Genomic DNA, 13,386 nt, shown 5'->3' on the forward strand with positions numbered 1-13,386 from the left:
TTGCCTGGCGAAGCGAGCACCGCGATTAACGTCCAGAATGGGTCATCTTCTCTTTTTCAGGAAAGTGCAACATGACGAGTTCGTTAGCGTTTGGGCCCGCTCTGGTGATGATGATTGCCGCCACGTTTGTCCTCGCCGGGATGGTAAAAGGCGTCACTGGTATGGGATTGCCCACCGTGGCTATGGGGATCCTCGGATCGCTTATTTCGCCGGTTGCGGCGGCGGCCATGCTGCTGTTGCCTTCGCTGATTAGCAATCTGTTTCAGTTTGGCGGTGGCGGAAATACGCGTCAATTAGTCAAACGACTGTGGCCGATGTTATTGACGGTGGTGGTGGCGACATTGCTTGCCAGCGCCTGGATTACCGGCGGCGACACCACCCGTACCCAGTTTGCGCTCGGCGTGGCGCTGGTGGCTTACGCTATCTGGACGCTGGCCGGAAAGAAAATCGCAGTGGCTCCGCAGCATGAAAAACCGTACTCCCTCGTCATAGGATTTGTTACTGGCTTATTGACTGGCGGAACCGGTGTATTTGTGATGCCCGCAGTGCCCTGGATCCAGTCATTGGGTTTTGAGAAAGATGAGCTGGTTCAGGCGCTCGGGATCTCTTTTACGTTTTCGACATTGGCTTTGGCGCTTGGTCTGTGGTGGCACAACGCGCTGCCCGTACAGTCGTTGAGCATATCGGCTTTGGCCATTGTTCCTGCGCTGATTGGTCAGTGGTTAGGAACCCGTGTACGACGGGTTATTTCTCCGCTCGTGTTTAAACGTTGTTTTCTGTTTTGTTTGGTCGGGTTGGGTATCGAGATGATGCTGCGTGCGGTGTGACCTGTGCGGTGACTTTAGAACGCATTCATGGCATCGTTAATTCAGACATTCAGGGTCAAAGAGGTCGCTATGGCATCAGTGATGTTAAGTGAGGAAGAGGGCGCTCTGGAGTCGCGAATGGCGCTCACCGCGGCGGCGATGGCCGATAAATCGCGCTCGCGAATGTTGTGCGCCCTGATGGATGGCCGCGCCTGGACCGCGACCGAGCTCAGCGCAGTGGCGGATGTGTCAGCGTCGACCGCCAGTGCGCATCTGGCGCGTCTGTGCGAACAACGTTTTGTTGTGGCGCTCGCGCAGGGCAGGCATCGTTATTTTCGCCTTGCAGGCTCCGATATCGCTGAACTGCTGGAGCGTCTGATGGGCGTGGCGTGGGCTACATCAACGCCACGAAAAATCACGACGCCGCCAGGCTTACGACATGCCCGAACCTGCTACGATCATCTCGCTGGCGAGGTGGCGGTGAGGCTGTTCGATACGCTGGTTTCCCGTCAGTGGTTAACGCCGGATGGTGAAACGCTGACGTCTCTTGGGCAGGAAAAACTGGCACAAATGGGGATTGTCCTTGCTGCGGGCGCATCGCGGCGGAAATTAACCTGCGGTTGTCTGGACTGGAGTGAACGACGTTACCATCCCGGCGGCGTGCTTGGCGCATCGCTGCTACGCTGGCTGATTGAAAAACGATGGATAAAAACGGAGCTGAGTGGTCGCCGCGTCACCTTCACCCCGCTTGGCATTCGCAAATTAGAAACCGAGTTCGGTATTAAAACGACACCGTAGATGGTTCGTTTTGCGAAAGCGTTCCGGGAAATATGTCATATTTCTGTCACACTCTGTTGTGATTGATAACAACAAGAGGTCGTAGGGATGAATAAATCGTTAATCGCCGCAGCCGTGGCAGGGGCTGTATTAATGTCAACCGCCGCGCAGGCGCAGACCGCGCCGGAAGGCTATCAGCTTCAGCAAGTATTGATGATGAGTCGGCATAACTTACGCGCACCTTTAGCCAATAATGGCAGTGTTCTTGAGCAGTCCACCCCCAAACAATGGCCAGAATGGGATGTCCCCGGCGGGCAACTCACCACCAAAGGCGGCGTGCTGGAAATCTATATGGGCCACTATATGCGAGAGTGGCTGGCAGAGCAGGGGATGGTGAAATCGGGCGAATGCCCGGTGCCGGGTACGGTCTATACCTATGCTAACAGCCTGCAGCGTACGGTCGCGACGGCGCAGTTCTTTGTCACCGGTGCTTTCCCGGGTTGCGACGTCCCGGTCCATCATCAGGAAAAAATGGGCACCATGGATCCCACCTTTAACCCGGTGATCACCGATGATTCCGCCGCCTTCAGCCAGCAGGCGGTTCAGGCAATGGAGAAAGAGCGTAGCCAAATGCAGCTCAACGACAGCTATCAGTTGCTTGAGCAAATGACCGACTACAAAGACTCTCCATCCTGCAAAGAAAAACAGCAGTGTTCCCTGACCGATGCCAAAGATACGTTTAGCGCGAAATACCAGCAGGAGCCTGGGGTTTCGGGGCCGCTGAAGGTCGGGAATTCGCTGGTTGATGCCTTCACGCTGCAATATTACGAAGGCTTCCCGATGGATAAGGTCGCCTGGGGCGAGATTAAATCCGATCAACAGTGGAAGGTTCTGTCGAAGCTGAAAAATGGCTATCAGGACAGCCTGTTCACCTCCCCGGAAGTGGCGCAGAATGTCGCCAAACCGCTGGTGAAGTATATTGATAATGCGCTGGTTACTGAACGCGTAAAAGCGCCAAAAATAACCGTGCTGGTGGGGCATGACTCAAACATCGCATCGCTGCTCACCGCGCTGGATTTCAAACCGTACCAGCTTCACGATCAGAACGAGCGTACGCCGATTGGCGGGAAGATTGTCTTCCAGCGCTGGCATGACAGCAACGCAAATCGTGATCTGATGAAAATCGAGTACGTGTATCAGAGCTCGCAGCAGTTGCGTAATGCAGACGTTCTGACCCTGAAATCCCCGGCGCAGCGCGTAACGCTGGAGCTGAAAGGGTGTCCGATAGATGCGGATGGCTTTTGCCCGATAGATAAGTTCGACAGCGTGTTGAATGAGGCGGCTAAGTAAAAGAAAAACTCCCCCGTGTTCGCGGGGGAGTCTGAGCGCTAGACGTTTTTGCGTTCGATAGTCTGTTCACCCCAAAAGAGCGAATCTTTGTCTGTTTTCTTAAAGGCTTTGATGAGCACCTCGTCGCTACCTTCTTCCCAAATTTTTTCCGCCAGTTTCTCGTCATAATGCGCGACTTCAAAAATGGCTTCGGCTATTTCCGGCGATGTATTGCGCAGACTTGCCCATTCGCCGACGCGATGGGCTTTCGCTTCTTGAGTTGGCATTCGAATCCTCCTGTTGAAGATTAGCCGTTGAGTTTTACTGCCAGACCTGCGACATATTCACCCTGATAGCGGGCGATAGATAATTCTTCCTGACTTGGCTGGCGTGAGCCGTCGCCTCCGGCGATGGTGGTTGCGCCGTAAGGGGTACCGCCGCGAACTTGAGAAACATCAAACAGCTCTTGCGCCGCGTAACCGATAGGCACAATCACCATCCCATGGTGAGCAAGCGTAGTCCAGGTTGATGTAATGGTTTGTTCCTGACCGCCGCCGGTTCCTGTCGAGCTGAATACGCTGGCGAGTTTGCCGTACAGGCCGCCTGAAGCCCACAGCCCGCCAGTCTGGTCGAGGAAGGTGCGCATCTGACCGGACATATTGCCAAAGCGTGTGGGGGTACCAAAAATTATGGCATCGTAATCTGCCAGTTCTTGCGGGGTTGCGACTGGTGCGTTTTGTGTTTTGCCGCCAGCTTTGAGGAAAATCTCCGGCTGCATGGTCTCTGGTACGCGTTTAATAATCACTTCCGCGCCATCAACCTTATTTGCGCCTTCTGCGACTGCATGGGCCATAGTTTCAATGTGTCCGTACATGGAATAATAAAGCACCAGAACTTTTGCCATTTTACACTACTCCTCGAGTTAACCGTGTCCGTAGCGACTCGCTACCTACCTTTAAAGATATGACGTACTGTCAGGAGTGCAAATTTCACAATCACTTCTTTGATTTATAACAATTTTTATAACAACTTCTCTTGTTGCAAAATGATACATATTTAACCGGGTGGAATTTGGTAGTCATAAGAAAGACTTATTGATTTCTCGCTGTGATTATTTCTCTATCACCGCCAATCCTGTTGCAGGATATTACAGTTAGCGGCTGCTCAGGCCACGCTTCACTATGCTTAATCCCACGCAGTTATTTTCAGGGTATCGCCCGTAACGCTGCGTGAGGTATCACTCCTCAGTACCTATGCAATATGATGTCTAATCAATGACGGAGGTCAGTAATGGCAAACCATCGAGGCGGTTCCGGCAACTTTGCGGAAGATCGCGAAAGAGCATCAGAAGCAGGTCGAAAAGGTGGCCAGCACAGCGGGGGCAACTTTAAGAATGACCCGCAACGCGCTTCAGAGGCAGGCAAAAAAGGGGGCAAAAATAGCCACGGCAACAACAAATCGTAATTGCCGGGCTAGCTGTCAGATATGCCGTGACGGCTGAGGATCAGAGTCAGACGTTACGTAGCCACCCACCGCCGCCGGTTTCTTCCGGCGGTTTTTTTGTCTGCAAGGTTGAACTGTAACAAAACGCAACGCAGACTAACGACATTCAGTTAATCGGGTGTCTCATGTCATTACTTTCTCGTTATTCCTTCTCTGTTAAACCTCAGGAAGCGATCCTCATTGTGATCACTATGTTCTGGGGTGGCACGTTTTTGGCCGTGCAATATGCCGTTACCCTGAGTGGACCTTTTTTCTTTGTCGGCGTGCGTTTTGCCACCGCTGCGCTGGCGGTCGCGCTTTTGTCACTACGCACATTGCATAAACTGACTTGGCTGGAAGTCAAAGCAGGCGTTGCGATCGGTATCGCAATTGCGTTGGGCTATAGTCTGCAAACCTGGGGGCTACAGTTTATTCCCAGCAGTAAATCGGCGTTTATTACCGCGATGTATGTGCCGTTGGTCCCGCTTTTACAATGGCTATGTCTGGGGCGTATGCCCGGCCTGATGCCGTGTGTCGGCATTGTGCTGGCCTTTATCGGGTTGATTTTTCTCGCCGGACCGGGAGGCAATTTGCTGGCTTTAGGCGAAGGAGAGTGGATCACACTCGCCGGCGCGGTGGCGATTGCGGCAGAAATTATCCTGATTAGCGCGTGGGCGGGAAAAGTGGATGTGCGGCGGGTAACGGTGGTACAACTGGCAACCGCTTCGATAGTGGCATTTATTGCCATGGCCCCAGCAGGAGAGTCCGTGCCGCCGATGTCTACGGGATTGCTGGTGGTGGCGCTGGGGTTAGGGATTTTCAGTGCGATTATTCAGGTCACCATGAACTGGGCACAGCGCAGCGTTTCGCCGACGCGCGCGACGGTCATTTATACCGGTGAGCCGGTGTGGGCGGGGATCTTTGGTCGCCTTGCGGGGGAACGCTTACCGCTACTGGCTTTGCTCGGCGCAGCATTCATTATTGTTGGCGTGCTGGTCAGCGAACTGAAGTTCAAAAAGAAAAAAGGGGGAGTGCAAGAGGCGCCGCCGGAGTCGCTTTAATTTAACCATTCACCGCGTGATTTGGTATGCTGACGCCCTCACAAGAAGGAGAGGGCGCATGGTCCAACGCGCAGAGAAAAAAACAGGTAAGCGCTCGCAGGCCGTCAGTGCAAAACGCCAGGCCATATTAACCGCGGCATTAAATATCTTCTCCCAATATGGGATCCACGGCACGCGTCTCGAACAGGTCGCTGAGCAGGCGGGTGTGTCAAAAACGAATCTGCTTTATTACTACCCGTCAAAAGAGGTGCTCTATATTGCCGTTTTGCGGCAAATCCTCGACGTCTGGCTGGCTCCGTTGAAGGCTTTTCGCGAAGACTTTGCGCCGCTAGCGGCCATTAAAGAATACATTCGCCTTAAGCTGGAAGTGTCGCGCGATTACCCTCAGGCTTCACGGCTATTTTGTATGGAGATGCTGGCAGGTGCGCCTTTATTGATGGCTGAATTAACGGGCGATCTCAAAACGCTAATTGATGAGAAATCGGCGCTGATTGCCGGTTGGATCAAAAGTGGGAAACTGGCTCCGGTCGATCCGCATCATCTGATTTTTATGATTTGGGCTTCAACCCAGCACTACGCCGACTTTGCCCCACAGGTAGAGGCGGTAACGGGCGCAACGCTGCGTGATGAAGCCTTTTTTAACCAAACGGTGGAGAGCGTGCAGCGGATGATTATTGAAGGGATCCGCGTGCGTTAACTGGCAGGCGGTAACGGACAGCTTAAATCGCCCTCTTCGCACTGTAAGAGTGAGGCGAGAAACGCTTCACGCTCGTTGGTTTTATCCGTCAGACACTGGCTGGAAATCATCGCCTGGACGCTACCGCCTTCGGTGCCGGAACTGATTAACGCGCAGTCCGCATCGCGCAGGGTTATCCACGAGATTTGCGCTTTTTTCAGTAAATCGCGCTGGGTTGGGGCGGCGCGCTTAAGCGCATTCTGATAAGTGTCATTAAGTTTGGTGTCGGCCGCCTTAAACTGCTCTGCCGCACAGGTGTTCATCTCAATCTGAGTGTTCGCGTTGGCGCAGTCATCCGCCAGCGCCTGGCCGCTCAACAGCAGCGCTGCACATGTCAGTACGATTCGTTTCATGCTTCCCTCTGGCTCCATAAAAAAAGGCCCCGTTACCGGAGTCATGCTTGTCAGTTAACGAGGATGAGTGGCACATACGGAGGTAATGAATCTGTTGCCTCCGGTATATTGCTACGTTCACCTTATGTTTGTCACTTCTCTGAGGCAATACGAGCTGTGAACGTGTTAAGGGTACTATCGCCGTACCCTTAACAATCCCGGCTCCCGGCGGGAAAATTGCCGCTCCGCGGTCCCCTCCGTTTATTCCTCCAGGCTACCGGGCCGGGCGCGAGGAAGCGTCCCTGCAAAACGCGCCCTGAACCCGCATCCCTGCGGGTTCTCCCGGCCTTACGGAAACACGTCGGCAATTTTCAGCCGGACCAGCCCACACCTGACCCCCTGCGTTTTTTATCTGAACAGCAAAACAGAGTTAACTGGAAGTCAGTGCGTTGCAGCGATGACCTCGTTCCGGCTGAAAATCGATGAGGCGTTGACGGCTGACCGGGTCTGCCCGCAGGGATGCGGGCAGAGGGGGCGGCCTGCAGGGACGCAGGCCCGGCCCCGACCCGAAGGCAGACGGCATAAGACGAATGAATCGCGCAGCGACGATTTTCCCGCCGGGAGCCAGGGATGCAAGGGAGGCGGCGGTGAGCCTCTCTTGCACGTTCACGGGTGTCTGAGCCTCATAGAATTGATATTGCTGAGGTGAACGGAACCCTGAGCCGAAATCACATGTTCGCCGTAATGCTTAATTGACAGGCATTACCCCCTAACCGGAGCCTTAATTAACCACAGCCTTAGCCGATTGTCATCAGGCTGGCGTTCCCCCCGGCAGCGGCGGTATTGACGCTCAGGGAGCGTTCAATGTACAGCCTCTCCAGCAGAATATTGCTTTCGCCACGGGCAAAGCCCTGGACTGATACAATCGCCCCTTCGCGGGCAGCTACCGCTTCGCACAGTGAACGCAGTTGATCGGAATCGCCGTGGAAAATAACGGCATCAAACGGCTGTGTAGTGATGTTGTCCGCTTTGGCAAACTGAATGCGCCCGGAGACGGCGGTTGGCAGACGTTTTGCCAGTTCACGATGGAACGCATCATCTGGCCACAGGATTAAGCTACCAACGGAAGCCACGGCGGCAACCTGTACCAGCGCGTCCTGTTCATCATCGGCGATACACAGTACGCGTTCACGCGGCAACAGCGTCCAGGTATTGCGCTCGCCAGTGGGTCCTGGCAGCAGACGCTGAGTACCGGCCTGCGCCAGTTCGCCAAACTGCTGGCAGAGCGCATGCAGCGAGGGTCGATCGGTTGCCCATTCGCTGAGTGCTTCCAGCGGCTGAACGAGTGCAGCTTTAAGCTGCGCATCGACCGGGTAGTCTGCATCCTGACGGGCAAGCGTAATGCCTAACGCATTTTCCGGGCGGTTAGCCAGCAGGCGATACAGATACAGCGGTCCACCTGCTTTTGGCCCTGTACCAGACAAGCCTTCGCCACCGAATGGCTGCACGCCGACAACGGCACCGACCATATTGCGGTTAACGTACAGGTTCCCCACGTGTGCCGATCCTGTGACCTGGGCGATGGTTTCATCGATACGAGTGTGTACGCCCAGCGTCAGGCCGTAGCCGGAGGCATTAATTTGCTCAATCAGGTTGCCCAGATTGTTACGGGTGTAGCGCACGACGTGCAGTACCGGACCAAACACCTCTTTTTGTAATTCGTCGAAGCTTTCCAGCTCGATCAGCGTCGGAGCAATAAAGGTACCGGTTTGCCATTCACGCGCATCGTCGCTGTTTTCGCGCACGGCCTGAAACACCGGGCGTCCTTTGGCGCGCATGGCCTGAATATGGCGCTCAATATTGGTTTTGGCTTCTTCATCAATTACCGGCCCAATATCCGTGGTCAGGCGACCTGGATTACCCATGCGACATTCCGCCATCGCGCCGCGCAGCATTTTCAGCGTATGGTCGGCTACATCATCCTGCAGACACAGGACGCGCAGCGCGGAGCAGCGCTGTCCGGCGCTGTCAAACGCTGAAGCCAGAACGTCGACCACGACCTGTTCCGTCAACGCGGAGGAGTCGACAATCATTGCGTTCATCCCACCGGTTTCGGCGATAAGCGGGATTGGACGCCCCTGAGCATCAAGGCGGGTGGCAATATTGCGTTGCAACAGCGTGGCGACTTCCGTTGAGCCGGTAAACATGACGCCGCGTACGCGCTCATCGGAAGTGAGCTGCGCCCCGACGGTTTCACCCTGACCAGGCAACAGTTGCACCACGCCCGGCGGTACACCCGCTTCGAGCAAAATAGCGATGCCCTGGGCGGCAATTAACGGGGTTTGTTCCGCCGGTTTCGCCAGCACGCTGTTACCCGCCGCCAGCGCGGCGGCAATCTGCCCGGTGAAAATGGCCAGCGGGAAGTTCCATGGGCTGATACAAACCACCGGTCCTAATGGTCGATGGGTTTCATTATCGAAATCATCGCGAACCTGACCGGCATAATAATGCAGGAAGTCTACCGCTTCGCGTACTTCCGCAATGGCGTTGCTGAAGGTTTTACCCGCTTCGCGTACCAGGATGCCAATCAACTGCTGCATCTGACCTTCCATCAGAACGGCGGCACGATGCAAAATGGCGGCGCGCTCTTGTGGCGGTGTGGCGAACCAGATCGGCGCGTTATTCGCTGCGTTCTGTAACGCCTGTTCTACTTCAGCGTGAGTCGCCTCACGCACGTAACCGACAATGTCTTTCGGCTCGGCTGGGTTAACGACTGGCGTCATTTCGCCGTCAGCAACCGGGTGCTCCAGAATGGGTTTAGCGTGCCATTTTTGTAGCGCGCTGTTGAGCAGGGCAGAGGACAGCGAGGCCAGACGATGTTCGTTAGCTAAATCCAGCCCGCCTGAGTTTTCGCGGCCTTTACCGTACAGATCACGCGGCAGGGCAATCTTCGGATGCGGCAAACCGGCCTGACCTTCTTGCTGCGCCAGTTTTTCAACAGCCTCGACCGGATCGGCAACCAGTTCATCCAGCGGCAGGGTCGTGTCGGCAATGCGGTTGACGAACGAGGTGTTGGCGCCGTTTTCCAGCAGACGACGCACCAGGTACGCCAGCAGCGTTTCGTGCGTGCCGACCGGTGCATAAATGCGGCATGGACGGTTCAGTTTGCCATCCGCAACTTTGCCGGTGACCTGCTCATACAGCGGTTCGCCCATGCCGTGCAGGCACTGGAATTCGTACTGACCCGGATAGTAGTTTTGACCGGCTAACTGATAAATCGCCGCCAGCGTATGGGCGTTGTGGGTGGCGAACTGTGGGTAGATCAGATTCGGTACGGCAAGCAGTTTTTTCGCACAGGCCAGGTAAGAAACGTCGGTGTACACCTTACGGGTGTAGACCGGATAACCTTCCAGACCGTCCATCTGGGCACGTTTAATTTCGCTATCCCAGTAGGCACCCTTAACCAGACGGATCATCAGGCGGCGGCGGCTGCGCGTGGCGAGGTCAATCAGATAGTCGATAACATACGGGCAGCGCTTCTGGTAGGCCTGGATAACAAAACCGATCCCGTTCCAGCCTGCCAGTTCGGGTTCAAAGCACAGTTTTTCCAGCAGATCGAGGGAGATCTCCAGTCGGTCAGCCTCTTCGGCGTCGATATTAATGCCGATGTCGTACTGACGTGCCAGCAGAGTAAGCGATTTCAGACGAGGATAGAGTTCATCCATCACGCGATCGTACTGCGCACGGCTGTAACGCGGATGCAGTGCCGACAGCTTGATAGAAATGCCTGGCCCTTCGTAGATACCGCGCCCGTTAGAGGCCTTACCAATGGCGTGGATCGCCTGCTGGTACGAAACCATATAAGCCTGTGCATCGGCGGCGGTCAGGGCCGCTTCGCCCAGCATGTCATAGGAGTAACGGAAGCCTTTTTCTTCCAGTTTACGCGCGTTAGCCAGCGCTTCAGCGATGGTCTCCCCGGTGACAAACTGCTCGCCCATCAAGCGCATGGCCATGTCGACGCCTTTACGCACCAGCGGCTCACCGCTCTTGCCGATAATACGGTTGAGTGAGCGTGAGAGGCTGGCTTCGTTATGCGTTGAAACCAGACGACCGGTAAACAACAGCCCCCAGGTCGCCGCGTTGACGAACAGAGACGGGCTGCGGCCAATGTGCGACTGCCAGTTACCGTTGCTGATCTTGTCGCGGATTAACGCATCGCGGGTCGCTTTATCTGGAATACGCAGCAAGGCTTCGGCCAGACACATCAGCGCGACGCCTTCCTGTGAAGAAAGGGAGAATTCCTGCAATAAACCTTGTACCATCCCGGCGCGGCCGCTGGCGGTCTTCTGGTTACGCAGTTTGTCTGCCAGATCGTATGCCAGCTTATGCGCCTGCTCGGCGATAGGCTGCGGCAGACGAGCTTGCTCCATCAGCATCGGTACGGCGTCGGTTTCGGCGCGGCGGTATGCGGCAGTGATTGCCGCGCGAGAAACTGACTGCGGCAGGATCTGTTCGGCAAATTCCAGGAAAGGCTGATGCGCTTCATTTTGCAACGTGGTCGACTCATCGCCCTCATTCGCAGCACCCGCCAGCAGGGCCGGTAGTTCTGGAAGCGCATCGTCATTTTCCAGCCTTTCGAGATAATTAAAAATAGCTTGTTTGATCAGCCAATGTGGCGTGCGATCGATTCGTGATGCTGCTGTTTTAATACGCTCGCGAGTGGCGTCATCCAGCTTAACCCCCATCGTGGTGGTTCCCATGCCGTTTACTCCTGTTGTACTGAAATACGGGTCTGATAGTTACCGAGAAATATCCACTATGTTGCAACTTTGTGCAACCGTGTTAAATGTGACTTGGTTTGCAAGCTTGGAAATGAATGAAATGTTAATAAACGTGAGTGTTTTGACGGGGGCTATAAAAGTTGCCGAATCTTTTTCTCTGCGGTAGTTAACACTTTTAAAAGGTGCAACCGAAAAAAGTGTGAGAGAGTGCAACCTACAGAAAAATGCTATCTACTCTGGATCAAATTTGATGTAAATGGTGTGTTAAATCGATTGTGAATGACCATCGCTTCCGGCAGGATACGGTCGCCCTGGTAAACATAGATATCTTTGCCACGTTCCGGCAGGGTAATAAAACGGCAAGCCACGGCATTGCTGATACATAATTTTGGAGAGTTTTGATGGCTATTAGCACACCGATGTTAGTGACATTCTGTGTCTATATTTTCGGCATGATATTGATAGGGTTTATTGCATGGCGTTCAACCAAAAACTTTGACGATTACATTCTGGGTGGACGCAGTCTGGGTCCATTCGTGACCGCGTTATCCGCCGGGGCATCTGATATGAGCGGCTGGTTGCTGATGGGCCTGCCTGGCGCGATTTTCCTGTCGGGGATTTCAGAAAGCTGGATCGCTATTGGCCTTATTTTAGGCGCGTGGATCAACTGGAAACTGGTGGCCGGACGTTTACGCGTGCATACCGAATACAATAACAATGCGCTGACGTTACCGGATTACTTTACCGGTCGCTTTGAAGATAAAAGCCGAATTCTGCGTATTATCTCCGCGCTGGTTATTCTGCTGTTTTTCACCATCTACTGTGCTTCCGGTATTGTGGCAGGGGCGCGTCTGTTTGAAAGCACCTTTGGCATGAGCTACGAAACAGCGCTGTGGGCGGGGGCGGCCGCGACGATTATTTATACCTTTATCGGTGGTTTCCTGGCGGTAAGCTGGACCGATACCGTCCAGGCCAGCCTGATGATCTTCGCCCTGATCCTGACGCCGGTGATGGTAGTCATTGGCGTGGGTGGGTTTGACGATTCGCTGGAAGTGATTAAACAAAAGAGCATTGAGAACGTGGACATGTTCAAAGGGCTGAATTTTGTTGCCATTATTTCCCTGATGGGCTGGGGTCTGGGCTATTTCGGGCAGCCGCATATTCTGGCGCGCTTTATGGCGGCTGATTCTCACCATAGCATTGTTCATGCTCGCCGCATCAGTATGACCTGGATGATCCTGTGTCTGGCAGGTGCAGTTGCCGTTGGCTTCTTTGGTATCGCTTACTTTAACAACAACCCACAGCTTGCCGGTGCCGTTAACCAGAACGCCGAACGCGTGTTTATTGAACTGGCGCAAATCCTGTTCAACCCGTGGATTGCCGGTATTCTGCTGTCTGCGATCCTCGCAGCGGTGATGTCGACCCTGAGCTGCCAGCTGCTGGTGTGTTCCAGCGCAATTACCGAAGACTTGTATAAAGCGTTCCTGCGTAAAAATGCCAGCCAGAAAGAGCTGGTATGGATTGGTCGCATCATGGTGCTGGTTGTGGCGCTGGTGTCTATCGCGCTGGCGGCGAACCCGGAGAACCGTGTGCTTGGTCTGGTAAGCTACGCCTGGGCCGGCTTTGGCGCGGCGTTTGGTCCGGTGGTTCTGTTCTCCGTAATGTGGTCGCGTATGACGCGTAACGGCGCGCTGGCCGGGATGCTCATCGGTGCGGTGACGGTAATCGTCTGGAAGCAGTTTGCCTGGTTGGGTCTGTATGAAATCATCCCGGGCTTTATTTTCGGCAGCATCGGTATTGTGGTCTTCAGCCTGTTGGGTAAAGCGCCTTCAGCCGCTATGCAGCAACGTTTTGCCGAGGCTGATGCACATTATCACACAGCTCCGCCATCGCGTTTACAGGCAGAGTAATCCGCCTCGCTCCTTAAGCCCGCCGCGTGCGGGCTTTTTTATTTGTCCCCGCTGCAAAACCGCCCTAATCGTTACCCGCCTAACTGTTTACATTAAGTCATCATTCTCAAAACATTCTGCTTGAGTTTTTCTTTACTGTAATGATAATCACTATCACTGTAATTTACTTTTC

11 protein-coding genes are annotated in these 13,386 nt (G+C 54.4%); 7 read left to right on the plus strand and 4 right to left on the minus strand.

Annotated elements, in window-relative coordinates:
* The first annotated feature begins 71 nt into the window (after nt 1–71).
* From N0B36_RS04020 to agp, 3 genes are all read left to right on the plus strand, one after another.
* Nucleotides 72–827, plus strand: a complete 756-nt coding sequence (locus N0B36_RS04020) for a sulfite exporter TauE/SafE family protein (protein ID WP_047501101.1) — start codon at nt 72–74, stop codon at nt 825–827.
* A gap of 69 nt (nt 828–896) precedes the next feature.
* On the plus strand, nt 897–1,604 hold the full coding sequence (locus N0B36_RS04025; RefSeq protein ID WP_103766125.1) for a helix-turn-helix transcriptional regulator: 708 nt from the start codon (nt 897–899) through the stop codon (nt 1,602–1,604).
* Between the two features lie 87 nt (nt 1,605–1,691).
* Nucleotides 1,692–2,933 carry a bifunctional glucose-1-phosphatase/inositol phosphatase gene (gene agp / locus N0B36_RS04030; protein ID WP_200046475.1) on the plus strand — a complete coding sequence of 414 codons (1,242 nt, stop codon included), beginning with the start codon at nt 1,692–1,694 and terminating at the stop codon, nt 2,931–2,933.
* A gap of 38 nt (nt 2,934–2,971) precedes the next feature.
* Here agp and N0B36_RS04035 read toward each other — a convergent pair whose 3' ends face one another.
* Nucleotides 2,972–3,199: a YccJ family protein gene (locus N0B36_RS04035; protein ID WP_016152581.1), complete on the minus strand. Its 228-nt coding sequence runs from the start codon at nt 3,197–3,199 to the stop codon at nt 2,972–2,974.
* 20 nt (nt 3,200–3,219) lie between these two features.
* Complete coding sequence (gene wrbA / locus N0B36_RS04040; protein ID WP_003832057.1) at nt 3,220–3,816, minus strand: NAD(P)H:quinone oxidoreductase; 597 nt, start codon at nt 3,814–3,816, stop codon at nt 3,220–3,222.
* 386 nt (nt 3,817–4,202) lie between these two features.
* Between wrbA and N0B36_RS04045 the strand changes: the two genes are divergently transcribed.
* The 3 genes from N0B36_RS04045 to rutR all read left to right on the plus strand — a co-directional run bounded on the left by N0B36_RS04045 (nt 4,203) and on the right by rutR (nt 6,152).
* Nucleotides 4,203–4,376, plus strand: a complete 174-nt coding sequence (locus tag N0B36_RS04045; RefSeq protein WP_003036022.1) for a general stress protein — start codon at nt 4,203–4,205, stop codon at nt 4,374–4,376.
* A 164-nt stretch (nt 4,377–4,540) separates the two neighbouring features.
* Nucleotides 4,541–5,455 (plus strand): DMT family transporter, encoded by a 915-nt coding sequence (locus tag N0B36_RS04050; RefSeq protein ID WP_016156164.1) that lies wholly within the window; start codon nt 4,541–4,543, stop codon nt 5,453–5,455.
* A 58-nt stretch (nt 5,456–5,513) separates the two neighbouring features.
* Nucleotides 5,514–6,152 carry an HTH-type transcriptional regulator RutR gene (gene rutR / locus N0B36_RS04055; RefSeq protein ID WP_053389923.1) on the plus strand — a complete coding sequence of 213 codons (639 nt, stop codon included), beginning with the start codon at nt 5,514–5,516 and terminating at the stop codon, nt 6,150–6,152.
* On the opposite strand, the gene N0B36_RS04060 is transcribed toward rutR, so the two are convergent.
* Together N0B36_RS04060 and putA are read right to left on the minus strand one after the other, a co-directional pair.
* Nucleotides 6,149–6,544, minus strand: a complete 396-nt coding sequence (locus N0B36_RS04060) for a lysozyme inhibitor LprI family protein (RefSeq protein WP_016152584.1) — start codon at nt 6,542–6,544, stop codon at nt 6,149–6,151. The genes rutR and N0B36_RS04060 overlap by 4 nt on opposite strands.
* Nucleotides 6,545–7,320: 776 nt before the next feature.
* The gene (putA, locus tag N0B36_RS04065) at nt 7,321–11,283 is read right to left on the minus strand and encodes a trifunctional transcriptional regulator/proline dehydrogenase/L-glutamate gamma-semialdehyde dehydrogenase (RefSeq protein WP_259686102.1); all 3,963 of its coding nucleotides are present in this window, start codon (nt 11,281–11,283) and stop codon (nt 7,321–7,323) included.
* 422 nt (nt 11,284–11,705) lie between these two features.
* On the opposite strand from putA, the gene putP reads away from it, so the two are divergent.
* Nucleotides 11,706–13,214 (plus strand): sodium/proline symporter PutP, encoded by a 1,509-nt coding sequence (gene putP / locus N0B36_RS04070; protein WP_016152586.1) that lies wholly within the window; start codon nt 11,706–11,708, stop codon nt 13,212–13,214.
* Nucleotides 13,215–13,386: the final 172 nt, after the last annotated feature.

The organism is Citrobacter sp. XY323 (genome assembly GCF_025106035.1).
Classification (GTDB): domain Bacteria; phylum Pseudomonadota; class Gammaproteobacteria; order Enterobacterales; family Enterobacteriaceae; genus Citrobacter; species Citrobacter braakii.